The organism is Bacillus sp. FJAT-27445 (assembly GCF_001510665.1).
GTDB lineage: Bacteria > Bacillota > Bacilli > Bacillales > Cytobacillaceae > Bacillus_D.
Genome location: NZ_LMTI01000002.1, coordinates 650,682 through 674,070 on the forward strand (window position 1 = coordinate 650,682; position 23,389 = coordinate 674,070).

23 protein-coding genes and 1 other annotated feature are annotated in these 23,389 nt (G+C 46.7%); of the genes, 5 read left to right on the forward strand and 18 right to left on the reverse strand.

Translation table 11 applies throughout. The annotated features are described in order from the left end of the window. Positions 1 to 259 precede the first annotated feature (259 nt). Positions 260 to 976, reverse strand: coding sequence for a pseudouridine synthase (locus AR337_RS07870; protein ID WP_059171449.1), 717 nt, complete (start codon positions 974 to 976; stop codon positions 260 to 262). Positions 977 to 1,044: 68 nt separating this feature from the next. After that, the gene (locus AR337_RS07875; protein ID WP_059171450.1) at positions 1,045 to 2,652 is read right to left on the reverse strand and encodes a polysaccharide biosynthesis protein; all 1,608 of its coding nucleotides are present in this window, start codon (positions 2,650 to 2,652) and stop codon (positions 1,045 to 1,047) included. 254 nt (positions 2,653 to 2,906) lie between these two features. On the opposite strand from AR337_RS07875, the gene AR337_RS07880 reads away from it, so the two are divergent. Next, positions 2,907 to 4,178: an NAD(P)/FAD-dependent oxidoreductase gene (locus AR337_RS07880; RefSeq protein WP_059171451.1), complete on the forward strand. Its 1,272-nt coding sequence runs from the start codon at positions 2,907 to 2,909 to the stop codon at positions 4,176 to 4,178. A gap of 73 nt (positions 4,179 to 4,251) precedes the next feature. Here the strand turns inward: AR337_RS07880 and AR337_RS07885 are convergent, their stop codons facing one another. Both AR337_RS07885 and AR337_RS07890 read right to left on the reverse strand, forming a co-directional pair. Then, a complete protein-coding gene (locus AR337_RS07885; protein WP_059171452.1) occupies positions 4,252 to 4,527 on the reverse strand; it encodes a hypothetical protein in 276 nt (91 codons plus the stop codon). Between the two features lie 95 nt (positions 4,528 to 4,622). Beyond that, positions 4,623 to 4,805, reverse strand: coding sequence for a sporulation protein Cse60 (locus tag AR337_RS07890; protein ID WP_059171453.1), 183 nt, complete (start codon positions 4,803 to 4,805; stop codon positions 4,623 to 4,625). A gap of 117 nt (positions 4,806 to 4,922) precedes the next feature. Here AR337_RS07890 and AR337_RS07895 point away from each other — a divergent pair, with 117 nt between their 5' ends. Beyond that, positions 4,923 to 5,174 (forward strand): alpha/beta-type small acid-soluble spore protein, encoded by a 252-nt coding sequence (locus AR337_RS07895; RefSeq protein ID WP_059171454.1) that lies wholly within the window; start codon positions 4,923 to 4,925, stop codon positions 5,172 to 5,174. Positions 5,175 to 5,541: 367 nt separating this feature from the next. Here AR337_RS07895 and AR337_RS07900 read toward each other — a convergent pair whose 3' ends face one another. The 11 genes from AR337_RS07900 to AR337_RS07950 form a co-directional block, all read right to left on the reverse strand. After that, entirely contained in the window at positions 5,542 to 5,856 is a 315-nt protein-coding gene (locus AR337_RS07900; RefSeq protein ID WP_059171455.1) for a rhodanese-like domain-containing protein, read from the reverse strand. Between the two features lie 118 nt (positions 5,857 to 5,974). Continuing rightward, positions 5,975 to 8,386, reverse strand: coding sequence for a leucine--tRNA ligase (gene leuS, locus AR337_RS07905; RefSeq protein WP_059171456.1), 2,412 nt, complete (start codon positions 8,384 to 8,386; stop codon positions 5,975 to 5,977). Positions 8,387 to 8,438: 52 nt separating this feature from the next. Beyond that, positions 8,439 to 8,658: a binding site (T-box leader), on the reverse strand. Between the two features lie 124 nt (positions 8,659 to 8,782). Further along, complete coding sequence (locus tag AR337_RS07910; RefSeq protein WP_059171457.1) at positions 8,783 to 9,964, reverse strand: MFS transporter; 1,182 nt, start codon at positions 9,962 to 9,964, stop codon at positions 8,783 to 8,785. 205 nt (positions 9,965 to 10,169) lie between these two features. After that, positions 10,170 to 11,612, reverse strand: coding sequence for an ammonia-forming cytochrome c nitrite reductase subunit c552 (locus AR337_RS07915; RefSeq protein ID WP_059171458.1), 1,443 nt, complete (start codon positions 11,610 to 11,612; stop codon positions 10,170 to 10,172). A 2-nt stretch (positions 11,613 to 11,614) separates the two neighbouring features. Next, positions 11,615 to 12,127, reverse strand: a complete 513-nt coding sequence (locus AR337_RS07920) for a NapC/NirT family cytochrome c (protein WP_059171459.1) — start codon at positions 12,125 to 12,127, stop codon at positions 11,615 to 11,617. A gap of 59 nt (positions 12,128 to 12,186) precedes the next feature. Beyond that, positions 12,187 to 12,528, reverse strand: a complete 342-nt coding sequence (locus tag AR337_RS07925; RefSeq protein ID WP_059171460.1) for a hypothetical protein — start codon at positions 12,526 to 12,528, stop codon at positions 12,187 to 12,189. Positions 12,529 to 12,542: 14 nt separating this feature from the next. Beyond that, on the reverse strand, positions 12,543 to 13,019 hold the full coding sequence (locus tag AR337_RS07930) for a cytochrome c-type biogenesis protein CcmH (RefSeq protein ID WP_059171461.1): 477 nt from the start codon (positions 13,017 to 13,019) through the stop codon (positions 12,543 to 12,545). Beyond that, entirely contained in the window at positions 13,016 to 14,992 is a 1,977-nt protein-coding gene (locus AR337_RS07935) for a heme lyase CcmF/NrfE family subunit (RefSeq protein ID WP_059171462.1), read from the reverse strand. Before AR337_RS07935 ends, AR337_RS07930 begins: the two co-directional genes overlap by 4 nt. Before the next feature lie 14 nt (positions 14,993 to 15,006). Continuing rightward, positions 15,007 to 15,966, reverse strand: coding sequence for a hypothetical protein (locus AR337_RS07940; protein WP_059171463.1), 960 nt, complete (start codon positions 15,964 to 15,966; stop codon positions 15,007 to 15,009). A gap of 351 nt (positions 15,967 to 16,317) precedes the next feature. Further along, the gene (locus tag AR337_RS07945; RefSeq protein WP_059171464.1) at positions 16,318 to 16,494 is read right to left on the reverse strand and encodes a hypothetical protein; all 177 of its coding nucleotides are present in this window, start codon (positions 16,492 to 16,494) and stop codon (positions 16,318 to 16,320) included. 11 nt (positions 16,495 to 16,505) lie between these two features. Further along, a complete protein-coding gene (locus tag AR337_RS07950) occupies positions 16,506 to 16,769 on the reverse strand; it encodes a YtzC family protein (protein ID WP_059171465.1) in 264 nt (87 codons plus the stop codon). A 223-nt stretch (positions 16,770 to 16,992) separates the two neighbouring features. Here AR337_RS07950 and AR337_RS07955 point away from each other — a divergent pair, with 223 nt between their 5' ends. Together AR337_RS07955 and AR337_RS07960 are read left to right on the forward strand one after the other, a co-directional pair. After that, positions 16,993 to 17,967, forward strand: a complete 975-nt coding sequence (locus AR337_RS07955; protein ID WP_059171466.1) for a TIGR01212 family radical SAM protein — start codon at positions 16,993 to 16,995, stop codon at positions 17,965 to 17,967. Positions 17,968 to 17,988: 21 nt separating this feature from the next. Beyond that, entirely contained in the window at positions 17,989 to 18,561 is a 573-nt protein-coding gene (locus AR337_RS07960; RefSeq protein WP_059171467.1) for a class I SAM-dependent methyltransferase, read from the forward strand. 39 nt (positions 18,562 to 18,600) lie between these two features. On the opposite strand, the gene AR337_RS07965 is transcribed toward AR337_RS07960, so the two are convergent. Then, positions 18,601 to 19,671, reverse strand: coding sequence for a tetraprenyl-beta-curcumene synthase family protein (locus AR337_RS07965; protein ID WP_059171468.1), 1,071 nt, complete (start codon positions 19,669 to 19,671; stop codon positions 18,601 to 18,603). Positions 19,672 to 19,782: 111 nt separating this feature from the next. After that, positions 19,783 to 20,589 carry an alpha/beta hydrolase gene (locus AR337_RS07970; protein ID WP_059171469.1) on the reverse strand — a complete coding sequence of 269 codons (807 nt, stop codon included), beginning with the start codon at positions 20,587 to 20,589 and terminating at the stop codon, positions 19,783 to 19,785. A gap of 145 nt (positions 20,590 to 20,734) precedes the next feature. On the opposite strand from AR337_RS07970, the gene AR337_RS07975 reads away from it, so the two are divergent. Then, positions 20,735 to 21,259 carry a gamma carbonic anhydrase family protein gene (locus tag AR337_RS07975; RefSeq protein ID WP_059171470.1) on the forward strand — a complete coding sequence of 175 codons (525 nt, stop codon included), beginning with the start codon at positions 20,735 to 20,737 and terminating at the stop codon, positions 21,257 to 21,259. Positions 21,260 to 21,398: 139 nt separating this feature from the next. On the opposite strand, the gene asnB is transcribed toward AR337_RS07975, so the two are convergent. Continuing rightward, positions 21,399 to 23,288, reverse strand: coding sequence for an asparagine synthase (glutamine-hydrolyzing) (gene asnB, locus AR337_RS07980; protein WP_059171471.1), 1,890 nt, complete (start codon positions 23,286 to 23,288; stop codon positions 21,399 to 21,401). Positions 23,289 to 23,389: the final 101 nt, after the last annotated feature.

Consider the following 23,389-nt stretch of genomic DNA (forward strand, 5'->3'; position numbering starts at 1 on the left):
GGCGGTTTCTTTTTTATTGAAGCAGTGAAGCAGTGAAGCAGGGGACGTATTGCTTCGTTTTTTTCGTTGGAGGACTTTGGCACAAAAAAACCGGCGGCAGGATTACTATGGGCACGTATTTTTTTGACGACTAACCGCGTTTTGGAGAGATTTTGTTACTCATTGGGGCTTTGCGTAGCAACTAAACCGATTTTGCACTTTTGTTGTCACGCACCCAAAAAAAACGGCCGGCGGAAGTCATCCTTCCCCGGCCGCTCTTTTATGGCTGATACTCCATCAGGTTTTCAATTTCTTCATCTGTCAGTTCCCTATACTCACCGAGCTCAAGTGTTTCATCAAGCTTCAAAGGGCCCATCGTAAGCCGCTTCAGGTAAACGACCCGCTTTTCAACCGCCTGGAACATTCTCTTCACCTGATGGAATTTCCCTTCCGTAATTGTCAGTTCGATATCCGACATCAGCCCCGACTTCAGGATTTTCAAATCGCCAGGCTTTGTATGATACCCATCATCAAGAGTGACGCCCTTCCGAAACGCTTCGGCATCCTCCTCCGTTACCTCGCCTTCAATGACGGCGAAATACGTTTTGGGCACATGCTTCTTCGGCGACAGCAGGCGATGGGCGAGCTGCCCGTCGTTCGTAATCAAAAGCAGGCCTTCTGTATCCTTATCGAGCCTGCCGACCGGAAACGGCTCAAATACCTGATCTTCCAGTTCAAGCAGGTCAATGACTGTTTCATCCCTAGTATCCTCCGTCGCCGACAGAACGCCAGACGGCTTGTTCATCATCAAATAAATGAACTCTTTATATTCAATGACAGACCCGTTGAGCGTGACAATATCCTTCTTCGGATCCACATGATGCTTCGGATCCTTAACGGCCTTTTCATTCACCGCAACAGCTCCATCCTTCAGAAGCTTTTTGACTTCCTTCCTGCTGCCATAGCCTAAATTGGCAAGCACCTTATCAATTCTCAAGCCGTTCCCCTCCTTGCAGGGCATTCTTTTTTTAAAAAAACCGCCCACCAAACCGGCAGGCGCATCAATTACCTGGCTTTCAATTTCAGTTTGCCCAACAGCCTGTCCACCTTGTCCCCAAACAGGAAGTAAATAAGCTTTGTCTTGAAGGAAAAGTAGAAGTACACAATCCCGCCGGCAAGGGCGCTTAGCAGGATAATCAAAAGTGATTCCATTTCCGATGCAGGCGACAGGAATGTAGTTAAAAGCCTGTACACTCCCGCTGCCACGGCAAGCATCAGCGCACCAAAAATGACAATCAAAAGGCTCCGTCGCAAAACAAGCCTGAATTTGTATTTGGAGAAAATTTTAATGACAACTAAATTAATGGCAATGGCTGCCCCATAGCCGAGCGTAGTAGCCAAAATCGCCCCATCCGTCTCATAGAGCTTGATGAGCGGAATGTTGAGCGCAAATTTGACAAGGAGCCCTGTTAACAGGCTTAGGATGGTCCATTTCTGTTCATTGATACCCTGCAGAATTGCCGCGGTTACAGAATAAAGGGCAAACAGGATTGCAACAGGCGCATACATTCTCAGTACTTCGGTACCCAAATCCAAATGTCCGTAAAAAACCGTATAGAAAGGCTCAGCAAGCAGCGAAAGCCCCGCCGCGGCCGGCAGTGTCAGGAATAGAAGGACCTGGAAAGTCTGATTCAGCTGCCTGTTCAGGCTCTTTCGATCTTCTTCCACAAACGCTTTAGTAATGCTTGGAACCAGTGTTAATGAAAACGCTGTTGCAAGCGCTACAGGAATGATGACCAGCTTGTGCGACTGGAAGTTCAGGATAGAAAACGCATCACCCGCGGCACCCTTGCTAAAACCAATTGATTTCATCGCACTTTCAAACGTCATTTGATCGATGAATTGGAAAAGAGGATTGGCAATCCCGACCAGGACAAATGGCGCGGCATAAATTAATATTTCCTTGTACATCTCTTTTAAAGAAATATCAACAGTCCCTTTGTCCTTCTCAAGAAGCTTATCCAGTCCAGGCTTTCTCCTAACCCAGTACCAGCCAAGGACAGCAAGCCCGCCTATCGCACCGATAAACGCGGCAAATGTGGCCGCCTTTACAGCATCAACCGTGTTCCCATCGAGTAATTTTAGGATGATATAGGCTCCTGCAATAACGAAGACAATCCTAACAATCTGCTCAACAACCTGAGAGACAGCTGAAGGTCCCATGGACTGATGCCCCTGAAAGAACCCACGGATCATACTCATGAACGGAACAATGATTAACGCGAAGGATACAGCCCTAATGACCGATGTAATGTCCTCAGCTGGTAATTCTCTCCCCGTAGAGAGCAGTGGCGCTGAAATATAAAGGACCAAGAAGGAAACAATCCCCGTACACATCATGACAACGAGGCCTGATTTGAAAAGCTTCCGGCCAACCGCATATTCATCCATTGCATTATATTTGGCAATAAATTTTGAAACAGCGAGCGGGATCCCCGCTGTCGCAATACTGATAAAAATTGTATAAGGAATATAGGAATAAGCATAGAGCTGCGTTCCTTCAAGCCCGACGATACGGGAAAAAGGTATGACATAGAAAAGTCCAAGCATCTTGGAAATGATCGTTCCAAGCGTCAAAATAAATGTTCCTCTGATTAATTTGGATGACGACATAAAATCCCTTCTCACATAAAAAATACAGTAATCTTTCGACTTGCAGGTTCGCATTTAAATAAACTTGTTACTTCTGCAATCCTGCGCCAATTTTACCGGCACACTAATTAGTAGTGTACCTTTCTTTTCCCCAACGCGCCACTTCCACTCATTATATTTCCACGCATGGGCCTGCCTTTTCTTTGTAGCCTTCCATGTATATAATAAGAAAATAAGTTTACCACATATCATGACTAAAAAAGTTGGTGTTTTATATGAAATATGACGTAATCGTGATCGGCGGCGGGCCTTCCGGATTGATGGCTGCAGCCGCTGCGGGAGATAAAGGTGCGCGTGTTCTGTTGATTGATAAGGGGGACAAGCTTGGCAGAAAGCTTGCCATTTCAGGCGGAGGCCGCTGCAACGTAACAAATAGGCTCCCTGTTGAGGAAATTATTAAACATATTCCCGGCAACGGCCGGTTTTTGTACAGCGGATTTTCCATTTTTAGCAATGAAGATATTATCGCCTTTTTCGAGAGCCTTGGAATCAATTTGAAAGAAGAGGATCACGGGAGGATGTTTCCGGTAACGGACAAAGCACAATCCGTTGTTGACGCCCTCCTTGAAAAATTAGAAAAGTTACACGTAAAGACTTATACAAACTCACCTGTTAGGGATGTAATTTTCAAGGACGGCCAAGTAAAAGGAGTGCTGCTTGGCAATGGTTCCGAGGTAGAAGCAGATGCAGTCGTTGTCGCGGTAGGCGGTAAATCGGTTCCGCATACAGGTTCGACTGGTGATGGCTATGCCTGGGCGGAAAAAGCGGGCCATACAATTACCGAACTCTTTCCGACCGAAGTGCCGGTCACATCCGGGGAAGCTTTTATTAAAAATAAGAGCCTACAGGGGCTGTCGCTTAGGGACGTTGCGGTCAGTGTGCTGAATCCGAAAGGAAAACCGCTCATCACGCACAGGATGGACATGCTATTTACCCATTTCGGGGTAAGCGGCCCCGCGGTACTCCGCTGCAGCCAGTTCGTAGTCAAAGCAATGAAAAAGTGGAATCTGAGAGAGGTACCAATACAAATCGATGTGCTGCCGGATAAAAACGGTGAAATGCTATTTCAGGAACTTGCGGGGCTGGTTAAGGCGGAACCGAAAAAGAGCATGAAAAATTTGGTGAAAGGACTCGTGCCTGAACGATATTTGCTGTTTTTGCTTGAGAAAAGCGGGATTGACGCCGGAGCTCCCGGGTCAGAGATTTCACATGAGAAAATTCGTACATTTTGCGGCATGTGCAAGCAGTTTACATTCAATGTCAACGGAACCCTTCCTCTTGAAAAAGCATTCGTTACAGGAGGCGGCGTTTCAGTTAAGGAAATTGAACCACAGACGATGGCGTCGAAAAAAATGGACGGGCTCTATTTTTGCGGAGAAATTCTCGACATCCACGGGTATACCGGCGGCTATAATATTACCGCCGCCTTCGTGACTGGCAGGCTTGCCGGGGGCAGCGCGGCCAAATTCGCAGCCGAAGTCCGTTAAAAAAAGGAGCTTTCCACCATGCTTGTTTTGTGGGAAGCTCCTTTAAATTTTGTTTTATTTTGTTTGATTGTTTTTATCTTCCAATCCCAAACAGGAATAACTCTATAAAAAACGGGCCCAGAATTATGGCAAGAATGAGCATCACGCCCAGATCGGCATTAATATTTCGATTAAGCCATTCCACCTTTTTTTTAATCCATATCAAAAAAATAAGCGACAGGGCTAGGTAAATACCGGGTATTACATATTTCAATAATGATGTTACAGCCAATATCGGCTCAATAAAGTAATAAAATATCAACAAATTGGCCATTAGGAATCCAGCCTCAATAACGGTAAATAATTTCACTGATCCATCCCCTCGCGAAGCTATTTACCATTGTTTTACCAACAACTCCAACAATGTAAATTAAAATTTGTTTTGTCACCCGTTTTGTTTTGCATTCACGCCCTATAGATTACCATGGCCGAGAAGCAGTAAATCTGGTCTTCCTCGTCTTCCTGGAGAGCTGCGACATTGTATTTTATATCGAGCAGTTTTTTTTCATCGAGCCCTTTCAGGAAATTATTCATGTCCGTTTCCAGGTCTGCTTCATGCTCTTTATCGAAAAGTTTCACCTGTATCATTTTGCCCTTCCTCCCTCTTTTTTCTTCCAGTTTTGCCAAAATTCCAACTTTTTAACAGAGAACATTGGATAATTATTGATTCTAGCGGAAAAATACACTTAAAAGGAGGCTGGTAACATGGCTAGACGCAACAAAATTCTTGTTCCCGAAGCGAGACAGGGGCTCGATGAATTGAAAGCAAAAGTGGTCGGCGCGAAACGGCCTGAGGATGCCAAATTTGAAGCGGCGAAAGAGGTTGGCGTACCTCTTCAACATGGCTATAACGGACGGCTTGCCGCGGAAGATGCCGGAAAAGTTGGCGGAAGGCTTGGCGGCAGCATGGTGAAGGAGCTTGTCCGAATGGCGCAGGAGAATTTGAAAAAGAAGTAGAGGTTTGGACACGCTTTGTTCAGATGGTGTATATCAATTTCGTGGAATGTAAGAATCCTGTACGAAGCCGGGGAGTCGTCGGACTCATACACATCGGATTTCCGAAAAGCTGTCAGAACCTCGGGCATCTTCTGACTCATACACGACGGATTTCCGAAAAGCTGTCAGAACCCCGGGCATCTTCGGACTCATACCCGTCTGGATTCCGAAAAGCTGTCCGAACCTGGGGAGTCTTCGGACTCATACCCGTCTGAATTCCGAAAAGCTGTCAGAACCTAAAGAATGCTCTTCTCATCAACTGAGAAAAGCATTCTTTAATAGAAAGCTGTTATAAATTCAACGTCTGTTCACCGTGAAAATCAGGCCATTACCCCTTTACTTCAACGTCGCCTTCCCACTCGAGCATGCCGCCATCCATATTGGTGACCTTGTAGCCCTGCTGCTGCAAGTAGTGGCAGACGTTCATGCTTCGGCCGCCTGAACGGCAAATAAAGATATATTCCTTGTTCTTGTCCAGTTCATCGAGGCGGGCAGGGATTTCCCCCATTTTTAGATGCTGCGCACCGGGAATCATTCCGAACACGACTTCTTCATCTTCTCTCACATCGATTAAGTGGAGCTTCTCCCCATTCTCGAGTTTTTTCTCCAGTTCTTCCGTAGAAATAGATTTTACGTGTTCCATTTTAGCACCCCTCTGTTAAAAGCATCCCCCGTATTCCGGGGGATGCCATGATTATTTTCAAAAATAGTTTCCCATTAATCCGGTTTTTCAAGCAAATTTATTATCCGAACTAATGCTGTTAATTTGCCACAACGTTAACCAGCTTGCCGGGAACCGCAATTACCTTGCGGACGGTTTTGCCCTCGAGCTCGGCGCTAATTTCCTTCATGGCCAGTTCTTCCATCGCTTCCTTGGATGCGTCGGCAGGAACCAGGAGCTTCTTCTTCATTTTGCCGTTGATTTGGACAACGATTTCCACTTCGTCTTCCACCAGCTTGGATTCGTCGAATATTGGCCATGGTTCATATGCGATTGTATCCGTGTGGCCAAGCTTCTGCCAAAGTTCCTCACAAACGTGCGGTGCAATTGGCGAAAGAAGTTTGACGAAGCCTTCCATGTACTCTTTCGGCAAAACATCAGATTTATAGGCCTCGTTAATAAAGACCATCAGCTGGGAGATACCCGTGTTAAAGCGCAGTCCTTCGTAGTCCTCAGTTACTTTTTTAACCGTTTGGTGGTACACGCGCTCAAGGTTATCCGCTTTCGCACCTTTCTGAATTTTAGCGGAAACCGAGCCATTTGCCTCAATGAACAGGCGCCATACACGGTCAAGGAATCTGCGCGCGCCGTCTAGGCCATTCGTCGACCAGGAGACTGAGGCGTCAAGCGGCCCCATGAACATTTCATAAAGCCTTAACGTGTCCGCACCGTGGCTTTCAACAATATGGTCTGGGTTGACAACATTGCCTTTCGATTTACTCATCTTTTCATTATTTTCCCCAAGGATCATCCCCTGGTTGTAAAGCTTCTGGAAAGGTTCTTTCGTCGGGACCACACCAATATCGTATAGGAACTTGTGCCAGAATCGGGCGTAGAGCAGGTGCAATACCGCATGCTCGGCACCTCCGATATAAATATCGACAGGAAGCCATTCTTTAAGTTTTTCAGGATCGGCCAAATGCTTATCATTCCTTGGGTCGATATAGCGCAGGTAGTACCAGCAGCTTCCGCCCCATTGCGGCATTGTGTTCGTTTCGCGGCGGCCTTTTTTGCCGGTTTCAGGGTCAACGATATTTACCCAGTCTTTAATATTCGCAAGCGGGGATTCGCCTGTTCCCGATGGCTTGATATCTTTTGTTTTTGGTAAAATAAGCGGCAGCTGGTCTTCCGGTACGGCAGAGCTTGTGCCGTCCTCCCAGTGGATGATTGGAATTGGCTCGCCCCAGTAGCGCTGGCGGCTGAAAAGCCAGTCGCGAAGGCGGTAGGTAATTTTTTTCGTACCAATTCCCTTTTCCTCAAGCCATGCAATCATATCCCGGATAGCGTCCTCCTTGTTCAAGCCATTTAGGAATCCGGAATTTACATGCTTGCCATCGCCTGTGTAAGCTTCTGTCTCAATATCTCCGCCGGCAACGACCTCAACGATCCTTAAGCCGAATTGCTTGGCGAATTCGTAGTCACGCTCATCATGCCCAGGTACCGCCATGATTGCGCCGGTTCCGTAGCTAGCAAGTACGTAATCCGCAATCCAGATCGGCATTTCTTCGCCATTCGCCGGATTGATTGCATACGCTCCGGTGAAGACACCGGTCTTCTCTTTTGCAAGGTCTGTCCGTTCAAGGTCGCTCTTGCTCTTAATTTTTTCAAGATACGCTTCAACCGCTTCCTTCTGCTCAGCCGTTGTTATTTTTTCAACCAGAGCATGCTCCGGAGCCAAAACCGCATAGGTTGCGCCAAAAAGCGTATCAGGACGTGTCGTAAAGACCGTAAATGTACCGTCATGGCCTTTTATGTTAAAAGTGACTTCAGCACCTTCAGAGCGGCCAATCCAGTTGCGCTGCATATCCTTCAGGCTTTCCGGCCAATCCAGCTCCTCAAGGTCTTCCAATAAGCGATCGGCATAGGCAGTGATTTTCAACACCCACTGCCTCATCGGGCGGCGCTCGACTGGATGTCCGCCACGCTCGCTCTTGCCGTCGATGACTTCTTCATTCGCAAGAACCGTTCCAAGAGCCGGGCACCAGTTGACGGATACTTCATCAATGTAGGCAAGGCCTTTTTCATACAGCTTCAGGAAAATCCATTGCGTCCACTTATAATAGTCAGGGTCCGTTGTGTTGATTTCTCTGTCCCAATCATAGGAGAAACCGAGCGCCTTAATTTGGCGGCGGAACGTGTTGATATTCTTCTCGGTGAATTCCGCAGGGTCATTCCCGGTATCAAGAGCGTACTGCTCAGCAGGAAGTCCGAATGCGTCCCAGCCCATTGGATGGAGAACGTTGTAGCCCTGCATCCGCTTCATGCGGGATAGGATATCCGTCGCTGTATAGCCCTCGGGATGCCCAACGTGAAGGCCAGCCCCAGATGGATAAGGGAACATATCAAGCGCGTAGAATTTCGGCTTGCCCTTTTCCTCGTTCGTTTTAAACGTTTTTTCACTTTCCCACTTCGTCTGCCACTTCTTTTCAATTTTATTGTGGTTGAAGTTCATCATGATTCCTCCCTCAATCTTTTTCTGAAAACAAAAAAACTCCCATCCCATAAACAGGGACGAGAGGATATGTATCTTCCCGCGGTACCACCCACATTAGTGTGAAAACACTCGCTTCATTCATCCTTAACGCGGAAAACGGCAGGCATTACTAATACTTCACGCCTGCGACTCAAAGGCGAGTTCATGATGGTCCCGGCCGGCTTGCACCAACCGCCAGCTCTCTATATTGGCGGGACGAAATCATTACTAATCCTTTTCACAGTCATTCAATCTATTTGCATAATGCTATTTTATTAAAATTTGCAGCCAGATGCAAGCCGCTCGTTCAAAATGTGCTCTTGCGCAGGTTTAAACTAAAATAATCCCGCACCAACAGAGGCGCGGGATTATATATTAAGCACTCACAGAATGTTTTCCTTCTTTGATGCCTCGGTCATAGACGACAGTCGTTCCAATTGAAACGATAAACAAGCCAATCAGGATAATGAACAGTGTGGACATGCCGTACAGGTCAACGAGTATCCCGCCAAGCAACGGACCGACCATCCTGCCGCCAGTTGCTGTGCTGTTAACAATTCCTTGGTAAAATCCTTCCCTGCCCCGAGGCGCAAGTTCGCTCGCAATTGTCGGAACAGCCGGCCAAATGAGCATTTCACCTGCTGTTAAAATAACCATCCCGGCCATGAATCCGGAAAAGCTGCCCGAATTTGCGGCTACGATGAATGCCACGATAAAAATCAGCATTCCTAGAACCATTTGTGTCTTTATTGAACGGCCGAAGCGCTTCAGGAAGCCATTCAGTACCGGCTGACCAAGGACAATTAGCGCCCCGTTTACAGACCAAAGCAAGCTGTATTGGGTGAGCGTGATATTGATTTCCTGGGTATAAGAAGCAATGGTCGTTTGCCATTGGACATAGCCAACCCAGCAAAGGAGATAGCCAATACAGAGGATGAGAAGCGCTTTTAGCTTCTTATTCATACCGGCCGAGGGATTCTCCTGCAAAATAGAAGTCTGGGCGCCTTTCCGGTCGGTTATGTTTTTATAGCCAAAAATGGCAATTGCCATAAAGACAATGTACATAAACAAGTTTGCAACGAAAATAAGCTGGAAGGAAAAAGCTGCAACGATTCCTCCAAGCGCCGCGCCGACTGCTACCCCAAGATTTTGGGCGACATAGATGGCGTTGAACGCCTTTCTTCCGCCTTCCTTCCAGACAGCCCCCGACATAGCGTACATTGCTGGGAATATGATCCCCGCGCCAAACCCGGCAATCGTAAGGAAAACGACATAGGGGGTAAAGTCGTTCCAAAAAGTCAATCCAAGCAATGCAAGCAACGCAATGCCGATTCCAAGCAAAATCGATTTATAGCCGCCTAGCTTGTCAAAGAGGGTACCTCCTACCAGGTTTCCCGCAACACTTGCCGCTGAGTTCAGCATCAGGACAAAACCCGCGGTTGTCAGGGATTTGCCGAGGTGTTCATCTATATATATTGCATTTAGAGGCCAGAGAAAGGATGAACCTGTAACGTTGACGACCATGCCGATAATTAATAGCCATAAAGCACGTGGCATCTTGATTCTCCTTTTTCGCAAAAAATAAGGTCTTCCTTTTCAAACACAAATGATATTCTATTCCTTTTCCTAAAACTGTGCAATGGTTTTATTCCAAATGTGAAGAAAGCACTGTATCCCAAATGGATACAGTGCTTTCTATAGGACTATTGATTTCCCTAAATCAGGGGAAGTCACTACTATGCTAAAAGCTTTCCAGCTACAATTACTTCTTCGGTGCTGGAGGAACAACCGGCTGCTGGCCTGGGAATTCAGGATTGATGGCATGAGTTTTCTTCTGGAAGTTATCCTTCTCGCCAGTTACAGCTTTTTTCGCCTTTTCAATTTCCTCTTTCAGCTTATCGATATTGACTCCCTTTTTAACCAGTTCTTCGGTTGCAATGTGGATGGCCTGGTTCGATTCCTCGATTGCAACAGCAAGAGAATCCATTGCGCCCTGCGGGTTATGGAAGCCTGCTGAGCTCTCGGCTGCAACGATATCCCAGAACCATTGGGCTTTCCTTACATGCTCTTGTGCAGCTTTTACCTTTTCCGACTTAACTCCAGTCGTGATCATTTTGTTCACATAGTAATGGGCGTTTATTGAAACTTCCTCCGCCTTATGCAATTGCTTCATGTGAGTATCCTGGATTTCGATAACCCTTGTTTCCAGTTTATCTAAATCCCTGTCGCCATGGCATGTTCCGCAGGATGATTTCATCGTCTTAAGAGGGGAAGTCCACCAGTGAGATGAAATTTTGCGTTTTCCATCAACGCGCTCATATGGCATATGGCAGTCCGCGCAGGCTACTCCTGCTTTTCCGTGAGTTCCTTCCGTAAATGTTTCATAGTCCGGGTGCTGAGCCTTCAGCATTGGGGTTCCGGAAACATTGTGGATCCAATCCTTCTCAAACCCTTTTTCCTTAGCAATTGTAGAGTAGTATTCATACATATCTTCAGGCTTGAAGCCCTTGTCCCACGGGAAGGTTACCTCGCTGTTTGTGGCGTCGAAGTAATATTCAACGTGGCACTGGCCGCAAACATAGCTGCGCATATCATTTTTCGTTGCTTTTGATACATCGATTCCCTTCCGCTCCATCGCCTTGGTAAAGCTAGGGCGCGTTACGCGAAGGTCCATTGTCTGCGGGTCATGGCAGTCGGAACAGCCGATTGGCGAATGGCCCATCGCTTCCCCTTTAGGGAAGATTTCCGTCTTGAAGTTGCCGCCCCAGTAATCATCGCCCATTTCTTCAATCATTTTCGGAACGGCAGTCGATTTACATGTGTAACAGGAACCCACCGATTTATCGGTAATCCTCGCGACAGTCTTTATATCCTCAAGCGCGTAGACGTGGCCGCGGTCTTCGTTATACTCGGTTGCAAAACCATAGCCGTTAAATAGGATTGGCAGGTAAGGCTCTTTGTCCGCATCATACTTGGATCGTTTGACGGAACCGCTGTATTTTGTATCTGACATTTTTTCATTCTTCTTATAACTGTTGTATTGAAGCGGGAACATGTCCTTGAATGCTTCATTTGAGATTTCATCTTTTGAGAGTCCTGTTGTTTTTGGTTTGGCGGCCGCCTGTTCACTGGAGGAACTGCAGCCTGTTATGATCAGAATGAATGCCAAAAGCATCAGGTATGCTCCGAATCGGAACTTGGACATCTTTAAAATCCTCCTTTATGTTCAAGCAGCTCGCCGGACTTTGGCGGCTTATTGAATTCTTTTGTTTTAAAATTCTTTCCGTGCGGCACAGTGCGGTGGCACGTCGTGCAGCTTTCCTTCGCATCGTGTTCGATGTTTGTCAGCGTGCTTTCATGGCATGTGATACAGTTTTGCTCGACAACCCTCTCTGTCTTTTCGGTTGCATGCAGCACGTTCGGGATTTTATCGGTCCCGAGCGTATTAAAGTACATGTGCCCCATTCCGGCTTTGCCCTTGAATACCAGCTTCTTCGCCACATTATCATGCGGCAAGTGGCAATCATTGCAGGATAAAGTCGAATGTGTTGAATCTGTAAAAGATCCGTACGCAGAGTCCATGATGTGGCAGCTCTGGCAGAAATTCGGCGAGTCCGTATAGGCCAATGTTTTCACAGTCACAACGGACAGGACAATCCCCGCGAAAAGCGCGGTAAAAATCAGTATCTTTTTATCAATCGCCAAAAGTTTCTTAAACATTCTTTCACCTCCCCAGGTAAATGTTTATCTATTAAAACACCAATGTGTTCTAATCAAGTTCACGATTCTTCCGGTGGTACCCGGTATATATCTTCCTTCGCCTCGGCTCGGATTAATTCAAGCGCTTCCTGAATATCCCTGTCTACTGAGGAATTTCCCCGAATGGAATCGGATGCAAGACGGTAGTAGGATTCCTTCAAGTTTTGAAAATCTTCGGAAGATATTTTTTTCATCAGGACATCCATTTCAAGCTCATTGACGGCTTCATACACCGTTTCCATAGTTAGGCCTTGGTCTATTGCGGCTTCTTGAAAATCTTTTGCCCCTGCAAAAAGCGGGTGCAGTACAAGATAGAGGCAGACGGCAATCAGGAGCACACAAACGATTATGATGTATAGCATGTTTGCTCCTCCCTTTAAAAGTACTTTTTTCGCTCGTTATCAAGCATTTCCTCAAGGCTTGCATACTCTCCGCCCGTTAAAGGCATCTTGTTCACTTTCGGGGAATCCTTTTGATTTTTCCTTGCAGTTACCCGTTTAATCGCCATCCCGGCTATTGCGCCTCCTGCGGTGACCCCCACTATAGGGATTATCCAGGCGATAAGCCCGCTTCCGCTTTTTTCCGGAACCTTTAACGCGGCCGGCCCAAGTTCATCGGTGTAGTATTTAATGATTTCCTTTGGTTCTTGGCCCTTGTTCAGCATTTCAAGTACTTCGCTGTTGTAGGCCTTCCTTACCTTACAGGTTGATAATTCATGGTCGGAATGGCCATCCATATCAAGCTGGCTCGTTACCTCCCTGAATTCCGGAGAATTCTCCGTATACGCGGCCCATACGGCCCCAGGAAGCGCGGCCAGGAAAATCGCAAGAAGGACGATTGCTTTCCTGCTCATCGTATCGCCTCCTCTTCTGTGACATAGTGCACAATCGTTTTGCCAGCTGTGCGCTTTCCGCCAGTTAATGCAACCAGGATACCGGCCAGCATGATATATCCTCCTGCCCACATCCAGCTAACGAACGGGTTCACCCTAGCGAGGACAGTGATTTTATTTTTCGTTTCCCAGGAACTGAGCACGACATACAGGTCCTCATTCCAGCGCGACTTTACATCCACCTCGGTGGATGGTTCCGCCCAGTTATCGTAATAAATCTTTTCAGGATGTACCGGCGTTAGCTTCTGGCCTTTATACAGAACGCCCATTTCCGCAAAAATGATGTCCCGGTCGCTTTTTTTCAATTTATTGAAGCTATTGAATGTAAGCTCATAACCTCCGATGCTGAAACTCTCTCCCCTGTTCACCGTCTTGATCACCTCAAGCGGGTAGGCCTGGGAGCTAATGATACCTACGGCGAGAACGCCGATTCCAATATGGACAATATAGCCGCCATATCTGCGCCGATTTTTGGCAAAGAGCTTCATTGTTGCAGTAGCAAAGTTTTCTGCTGTTGCCTTTTGCCGAGCCCGTACTCCTCTCCCAATTTCAGCCATATGAGTGGCCAGCATGAACATGCACGCTGATATACCGAAGATTGCAAAGGCTCCCTTGACTCCTGATAGGAGCAGAAAACACGCGAATAAGGCAGATAGTAAAAGCGGCCAGCGAATTTGTTTAAATACTCTTGCAGGGTTTGCTTTTTGCCAGGGAATGACCGGGCAGACAGCCATAAGTAAGAGAAGTGCCAGTAGAATCGGCGCCATCACTTTGTTGAAGTAGGGTGCGCCGGTATTGATTTTTGTTCCTATGAACGTTTCCGATATGAGTGGAAAAATAGTTCCCCAGAATACGGCGAAAGCCGCCGTGAGCAATATATAATTATTAAGCAGGTAGCTGCTTTCTTTTGAAAAGTAGGCCGAAACCGGCACGCTTTTACTTCGGATCAACCCGTTCCTTGAAATAACGAGATAGGCAGCGAATAAGGACATGAATGCCAGGAAGATGAAAAAGTATGTTCCCATGCTGCTATCCGCAAATGCATGGACGCTTGTCAGAATTCCGCTCCGTACAAGAAAAGTCCCGAACAAAGTCAGGCAGTACGATAGGATAACAAGAAATAGATTCCACTTCCTGAGCATATTTTTCCGCTCCTGGATCATCACGGAGTGGAGAAGCGCCGATACAGTCAGCCACGGCATGAAGGAAGCATTTTCGACCGGATCCCAGGCCCAATAGCCTCCCCAGCCGAGCTCGACATAAGCCCACCAGGCACCGATTAAATTTCCTGCGGTTAAAAACATCCATGATGTAAGCGTCCATTTCCTAGTCAGCCTAAGCCAGGCAGGATCCATGCTTTTCAGCATCAATGAAGCCATCGCAAACGCAAATGGGACCGCAAGCCCGACATACCCAAGGTAAAGTGTCACCGGATGAATCACCATTCCAGGATTCTGAAGCATGGGGTTCAAGCCGTTCCCATCCGCGGGAATTGTCTCCGAGAGTTCAAACGGATTCGCCAGCAATAGCAACACAGTGAAGAAGAAAAGCTGGTTCATGGCAAGCACTGCAACTGCATAGGGAGTGTATTTATTTTTACCAAAGGCAATGATTGCGGTATAAACAGCCAGTAATAACGTCCAGAAAAGGAGCGAGCCAGCATTCCCAGCCCAAAAGGCCGAGAGCTTATAAATAAGAGGCAGTGCATCGTTCGTATAAGAAGCAACGTATGTGTACTGGTACTGGCCCGTTCCAAGGAAATAAAGAAGCAGGACTGACGCGGACAATGAAACGAGCAGAATTGCGTATACTCCGCCTCTCGCGCTGCCGAGCCAATTCCGGCTCCTTTTTCGGATTCCTATAATGGTTGCAGTTAAGGTGTAGGCAGCAAGTACGATGCCAAGTATCAAAGATAAATTTCCGAAGATATACATGCTGCCTGCCTCCTTTATTCTTTTAGATTAAGTTTCCTTTGGAGCTCATTGTATTCTGCTTCTGTAATCGAACCATCCATAAGCATTTTCCGTAACTGAGCTTTTTTCGCTCTAGCCGCACTTGGTTCAATTGCAACCGTAGCAGCTGGGAGCCTCTTTCTCTTAAGGAAGAGTATTAGCAATCCAGCAATAAGCAAACTTGCCGCACTAATTCCGGCGATTGTCAGGCCGAGTGGAATTTTTTCTGTTTTGACTGCTTTTTCCGGCACTGAATTTTCACCTGCAGCCTTGAGCAGTTCATTTGTTGTCTTTGTTTCATTCCTGTCATACGAAAGTGTGAAGCTCTGTTCCTGGCCAGCTTTCATTCCCTTTATTTGATACGTATGCATCTGAAGCCCGTAAGGATTTTCATGCGGCGCCTCACTAGCGGGTGGATTCAGCTTTACAGTTGAAGCATTCATCGGTTCAAGAACAGTCAGGTTAACTAACGTAATATCGGCGAAGCTTTTGAAGGAATAGTCCAACATTTTTTTAGAGCCTTTAGTTTTTATTGCATCTGTGTAAAATTCAATTACAAATTTATATTGGTCGTTTGGCTCAATTTCCCGGCTGGTCTCCCAGGATAGTGTCCCTTTTTCCAAATCCAGCTCGTAGTTAATTTCGAACATCTGTGACAAGTCGCTGGAATAATCTGCAGCGAATCCAACCCTAAAGTTTTTCTCGTCCACCGGGAGCGGAATTTCAATTTTCCCTTTTTGTGCCTTGGCGGAATCATTAATAAGGCTGCCCTGGTAACCAATCAGAAGAGGTGGCTGTTTTAATTCCTTATCGTTTGGATGGTTCGCGAATTCCGGCATAACCTGGATGGAGAGCTCCTCAAGTTTCAAGACTCCGTTTTCTTTTTCCTCCCCAAGTGCCGAAGCGGGCATCATCAGAAAAATTATTAGGAAGAAAGCAGTTATTTTTTTTCCCATCGTTCCATCTTCCTTTCAAAGGAAATCGTTTTCCAAATCCCCTCCAAAGTTCTTTAAGAGGATTCGTTTCCGTGAATTTCTATCTTATTTAAACCATGGAACACCTCCTCATTCTGTGACCTAAATCACAAAATAAATTCGACTCGTTTCCAAATTGTGAACGGCTTTTTTCTTGAAAAATAGCCAACGGAAAAGCGAGGAATGGAAAAGGATTTTCGTAAGTGGGAGGTGGGAGGAACTTATGAAGATTCAGTGAACATATACAAAAAGTGAAGGAGGAGCTGAAAATTCACAGTAAAAAGACAGCACCCATTTGGGCACTGCCTTGGGAGGATGTTCAGTTGGGTTTGGCTAATACTTATGGTTTTCCACATGCATTTTCGATTTGACCGGCTGTCCGCCAGTTTTTTCATACGCCTTTTTGGCACGGTCGATTAGGTCGAGATCTGTACCGACTTCAACATCTTGGCTATTGTACCCATTTCGTGTTTTTTGTTCGGGATTGTTTTGCTTGGATCTTTTTTTCATGTTCAGTCCCCCTAGTGCCTTTGCAGTATTAAATCATTTTGGATTCCCTGAAGCTGAAGCCTCATCCTGTTCAGGCGCTCACGCTGCTGGGAATTCGCGCTTAATGCCAATAAGGCCATTTCGTTGTAGGCATCTTCCAGCGCTTTCAAGGCTTCTGTGTAACCCTCAGCATTGTGATGTTCCTGCCGGGCTGTATGGTTGTATTGATCCTGGGCAAATTCGATCGTCTGCTGACATTTGTCGATAAAGTTTTCAATTGATTGCCGTGTTGCCAATGAAATCCCCCCTCACAATGGTAATGCAGCCCACTAAATCGAAGGCCGGAATCTGCAGAAATGCAGTTTCATTCTTAGTGTGTTCACCCTCGCGCCGTCTATCACGGTCTTAGTGTGATAATTAGTGGGAAGAAATGAAATAGCCTGGACAAGCTCTTCATGTTAAAATTCAAATTGTGTCTTCCAAGATTTAAAAACCCACTAAACTAAAGAGGTGTGCGATATGGCGCAAACCAATCCTTTTCCTTTTGCAATGGACCAAAAAAGGTACCATACATGGAATTATCATCTCCGCAGCCATTTCGGCCATAAGGTTTTCAAGGTTGCTCTTGATGGCGGTTTTGATTGCCCGAATCGGGACGGAACTGTCGCCCACGGCGGCTGTACGTTCTGCAGCGCCGCAGGCTCAGGCGATTTTGCCGGAAAGCGTGCGGACGAGCTTGAAGCCCAGTTTCATGAAATAAAGAATAAAATGCATACAAAATGGAAGGATGGCAAATATATGGCCTACTTCCAGGCATTCACCAACACCCATGCTCCTGTTGCGGAACTCCGTGAAAAGTTCGAGGCAGTTTTAAAACAGGAAGGCGTAGTTGGGCTTTCGATTGCAACAAGGCCCGACTGTCTTCCTGACGATGTTATCAATTACCTTGCTGAACTTAATAAGCGGACTTATCTCTGGGTTGAGCTCGGACTGCAGACTGTTCATGAGCGAACAGCCGAGCTAGTGAACCGGGCCCACGATTTCAATTGTTATAAAGAAGGGGTTAATAAACTTCGTAAACATAACATTCGGATTTGCACTCACATTATTAATGGCCTGCCGCTTGAGACAACGGACATGATGCTCGAAACAGCGCGGGAGGTGGCGAGGCTTGATGTCCAGGGAATTAAAATTCATCTTCTCCATCTCCTGAAAGGAACGCCCATGGTCAAGCAATATGAGAAAGGGCTGCTCGAATTCCTTACGTTCGATGATTATGTCAGTCTCGTTTGCGACCAGCTTGAACTTTTGCCGCCTGATATGATTGTCCACCGGATTACCGGTGACGGTCCAATCAATTTGATGATCGGGCCGATGTGGAGCGTCAATAAGTGGGAAGTGCTTAACGCAATCGATGCGGAAATGAAGAAAAGGGATAGCTGGCAGGGTAAATTTTTTAAAGATGCCAATACACACGCAGGATTTCGTAGTTAGTATGAAAGAGGAGGGATAGTAATGAAGCTGGATGGTGTCCTCCCTTTTGCGAGAACCCTTCTTGATAAGGCGATCACGGAAGGTGGCTTCGCTGTTGATGCGACTATGGGAAACGGCCATGATACACTTTACCTTGCCAAACTTGTCGGAGAAAATGGTGCTGTATTCGCATTCGACGTTCAAACTGAAGCACTAGCAGCAACACAAAAAAGACTAGCCGAACAAGGCTTCGAAAACCAGGCTACACTTTTTCATGCCGGCCATGAACAGGCTTCAGCATTAATTCCAGAAGCTTTTCATGGAAAGCTTCAAGGAGCCATTTTCAATCTTGGGTATCTGCCGGGAAGCGATAAAAGTGTAGTCACACAGCCTGGCACAACGATTTCGGCGGTTGAACAGCTTTTAAGAATGATGGCGCCAGGAGGAATCATTGTCCTAGTTGTTTATCACGGACATGAGGGTGGTGCCGTGGAACGGGACAGCCTGCTTGAATATGTCCGCGGACTCGACCAAAAAGAGGCCCATGTCCTGCACTATCAGTTCATAAACCAGAAAAACAATCCGCCATTCATCATTGCAATTGAAAAACGATAAAAATAAGAGGCAGCCGCACAAACCAGCGGTTGCCTCTTTTTAATTTGGCAAAACTCTTTGAATAAAACGATAGGCGATGCCGTTCACATAGAAAAACTGGCTGACCGGCCCCCCTGATTTGATAATTTTCCTTGCAAGCTTACGTACTCCCTCCTGCCGGCGTACTTTTTCGTCAGACAGGTATATCCCTAGGAGCCCTCGGTTAATCAGCCTGTGGAAACGCTGGTTCGGAAGCCCTTCCGTATGCCGGTCGGCTTCTTTCATAAAGTGCATCAGCCGGTTGAAAAGGACCTCCTGGTTTTTGTAATAAAAGCAGAAGTTCAAATCCCCCCCGGCACGGTCCTCCTCCTGGTCAATCAAATAGTCGAGCAGGATATGGAGTCCCTGTATATACGGGAAATACCCATTCATGACCTTTTCCGCTTCCCCTTTGCCAAAATCAGTTCCAAGCGCATACGAGATAAGGCAGAAAATGCCCAGCGTCGAGCCGGAACAGGCGGAGAATTCGTACCATTCCATGTCGGGCATCCTCGTTTTATGCCTCGCAAACCATTCCTGCAAGCGGATTTCCCGCTCCTCAAGCTTAACATGCTTGTGAACCTGGAGCTCGCAATAATAGCCGCATAATTCGAGAAGATGATCCCTAATGACAGGGTATCTTGTCATCGAAGACAGAACTAAATTGCATACGGCGACAAGCTCTGCAAGATAGCCGCCATCATCACGGTCCTCCCGCTTTTTATAGTAATCGCCGAATGACTGGCCCGGGATGAGCGCATCGAACATCGCATCATGAAGGCTGGCGAAATCATCCGGGTCAAGGGAGGTGCTCCGGTCGCAAAGATTATCCAAATAGTCGCTGATCGTTTGGTAGGCAACAATAAATTTTATCGCCTTTTTATACTCTTCTTTTGCGATTAGGCCTAGGATGGCTCCGCCTTCACAATGGAACGCTTTTGTTTCAATGCTGGCAAGTGCCTGCCTCCGCAGTTCCTCATTCGGAATGGCTTCCGCTCTTTTTTGCCAGTAGGAAAGCTCCTCTTTTACCGCAGGAAAAATTTTTCTGTACGTCTTGGCCATCAAGCTGGCCGGTTTCATTGGAATCCCCATTCACATCACCTACAATCAGAAAAAACCAGAAACAAGGCTGTTCACAGCCTAATGAGGTGGGCTGCCGCCACATGGCCATCCCCTTGTTTCCGGGCTGCATTTCTTTATTTATTATTCGATTACATAGCCGATTCCACGCAGCTGGCTATTCACAAATTCAAGCGCATATTCAAATACCTTTTCGCGCTCCGGTTCATTAAAAATTTCATGATAGAACTCCGGCCACTCCTTAAACCGTTTTTCAGACAGCGGCGCTTGGTTAAACCAGCTCCTGACAGCTTTTTTGTTGACAATCAGATCATCGCCGGCCTGCATGACAAGCGCGGGAACATCCTGTATTTGCCCGAGTTGATGAAAGGCAGCCTTCATGGCAGCCTGAAGCTCACGGTACCACCGGACTGAAACCTTCGTCACATAAAGAGTGTCATTCAAATCAAATTCCTGTACTTCCTTGTTTCTTGTCGCCATTTTAACCGAAATTCCTGAATTCATCCTGAGCGATGGAAATACAGCATTCATCCCGTAAGACAGTAGGTTTAGGAATCTGGAGGGCTCATGGACAAGGCCAAGGCACGGCGAAGACAAAATCGCCCCGGCAATCGTCAGTTTTTCTTCCTGCAGAAGCCTGATTGCAATCAATCCGCCCATGCTGTGGCCTAGCAGGAAAACCGGCAGGCCGTATGTATAGGCTGCCTCAATCCAGTCCTTCACCTCTGTCAAATATTCGTCAAACGAATCAATATGGCCTCGGTATGCGCGCGTAGTCATCCCCTGGCCAGGAAGGTCGCCCATGATCACATGGAACCCGGACGAGCGCCACATTTCAATCAGCCATCCGTAGCGCCTATGATGCTCCATGGCTCCGTGCACCATCACGATAACGGCTTTTGCTTCGCCGTCTGCTTCCCATTTCCACATAAAACCTTCCTCCCAGCAACCGAAAACTAAACGTTAAAAGTACTATAACATAGAAATGCAACTGGCATATCCAATAAGCTTTGCAAGTTTGGGACAAATTCCGGTACACTTTCAATGAATGATAAACATAAAGGGGAGTAATTAAATGATTTATCCGTATAAGGGCAAGTATCCGCAAATTGATGATACGGCATTCATCGCCGATTTTGTAACGATATCCGGGGACGTGGAAATCGGCCCGGATTCAAGCGTCTGGTATAACACGGTCATCAGGGGTGATATCTCGCCAACAATCATCGGAAAAAAAGTCAATATCCAGGATAACTCCGTCCTTCACCAAAGCCCCGGCAATCCGCTTATCCTTGAGGATGAAGTAACGATCGGCCATCAATGCACCCTTCACAGCTGCATCGTCAGGAAAAAAGCGCTCATCGGGATGGGTTCTATTGTCCTCGACCGGGCCGAAATAGGCGAGGGTGCCTTCATTGGCGCGGGAAGCCTCGTTCCTCCCGGTAAAAAAATCCCTGCTGGCACCCTGGCATTGGGAAGGCCAGCCAAAGTCGTCCGAGAACTGACCCCCGAAGACGTAAAGGAAATGGAGCGGATTACAAAGGAATACGCTGAAAAAGCGCAATATTACAAAGGCCTTTCTCCCATTATTCAAAAGTAATGTGCTTGTAGTTTAGCGGCCAGCCTCCAGACTGTCAGCTTGTACTGGAACAAAAAGAAGCTCCCTGTCCTGCGGGAGCTTCTCTGTTTTACTCTTGTAAGAAAACGAAATCAACCACACTAAAATTCCTTGCCAAAAATCAATTCATCGGCTGAAATTCCTTTTCATTTCCAAAGGAATACTTATCCTCCACATAGACCTGGTGCCATACCATGAACATCAGAACGGTCCAGATTTTCCGGCTATTGTCAGCTTTGCCGAGGCAATGCTCATCGAGAAGCCTCAACACATACTGTTTGTTGAACAGATGGTCTGTGTTGCTTTCACGGATAATATCCTTTGCCCACGAATTCATCTCTTCCTTCAGCCAGTGGCGGATTGGTACCGGGAAGCCAAGCTTTTTGCGGTTGAGCACATGCGCAGGCACAAAGCTTTCCGCCGCTTTCCTCAAAATATATTTCGTTGTCCCATTGGCAGTTTTCAAATCGGCGGGAATCCTTGACGCTACTGCAAACACCTCTTTATCAAGGAACGGAACCCTGAGCTCGAGCGAATGTGCCATTGTCATTTTATCGGCCTTCAACAGAATGTCGCCGCGCATCCACGTATGAATGTCGATATACTGCATCCGGTCGACTGGATTGTAGCCTTCACTTTCAGAGTAAAGTTTTTTCGTAATATCGGTGAAATCCAGGCCTTCCCGGTACACGTTCAACAGCTCGCGCTTCTCTTCCTCGGTGAACATTTTCGCATTCCCGATATAGCGTTCCTCCATCGGAGTGATACCGCGTTCAATAAAGCTTTTTCCCCTTGTCCCTTCAGGCATAATACCCGCGATTCCTTTTAAAAGGACTTTCCCTACCCGGGGAATCTTATTGAACACCTGCAGGTCTCCAGGCTCGCGGTAAATATTGTAGCCGCCGAACAACTCATCCGCGCCTTCGCCAGACAGGACAACCGTAACATGTTTCCTCGCCTCGCGCGCAACAAAGTATAGCGGCACACAGGCTGGGTCTGCAAGCGGGTCGTCCATATGCCACATGATTTTCGGCACCTCAGCCATATACTCCTCAGGTGTGATCACATAGCTGATGTTCTCGACGCCGAGCTTTTCCGCCGTTTCTTTAGCCACATCGATTTCACTGAAACCGTCCCGCTCAAAACCGACAGAAAACGTCTTGATCGCAGGGTGGAACTCCTTTGCAATCGAGGCAATAATTGATGAATCGATGCCTCCAGAAAGGAATGAGCCTACGGGTACGTCACTCCGCATATGCATGTTAACTGAATCGAAGAGGACGTCCCTAATTTCCTTGGTGAACTCATCCTCGGATTTCAATACAGGCGCGAAATGCGCCTTCCAGAACCTTTTGATTTCCATTTTTCCGCCGGCTTCTCTTGTAAAGTAATGGCCGGGCTCTAATTTATGGATTCCTTCTGTCATCGTTTCCGGCTCCGGAACGAATTGGTAGGTCAAGTAATGCTGGAGTGAATCATAGTTCATCTCTTCATTTTCTAAGGCAAGGAGGATGCTTTTCTTTTCTGAAGCAAATAAAGTCTTGCCTTCATTTTCGTAATAAAAGAAAGGCTTGATCCCGAAATGGTCGCGGGCACCAAACAATTTCTTCTCCTGTTTGTCCCAAATGACAAAAGCGAACATTCCGCGAAGCTTTTGGACTGCCTTTTCCCCCAGGTGGCTATAGAGGGCAATAATAACTTCCGTATCAGAGCTTGTCGCAAAGGTAAGACCTTTCTGTAAAAGCTCATCGCGAAGTTCTACATAGTTATACACCTCGCCATTGAAGATAATCCAATAGCGCTCATTTTCATAAGTAAGCGGCTGTGCGCCGCATTCTATATCGATGATGCTCAGGCGTCTGAATCCAAACTGAATATGCTCGTCAAAATAATATCCGTCATCATCAGGCCCGCGGTGGGTGATGATATTATTCATGCTTTTAAAAAGCTTCTTATCCTCGTCCATAAAATTCTGTGCCTGGTCATGAACACATCCGATAAAACCGCACATTATGTATTTCACCTACTCCAATCATTGCATTTTCAAATTGAATTCTGCAAATTTATTTGCCGTCCGTACCACTATACCTCACTCTTAAGGGACAGGAAGCC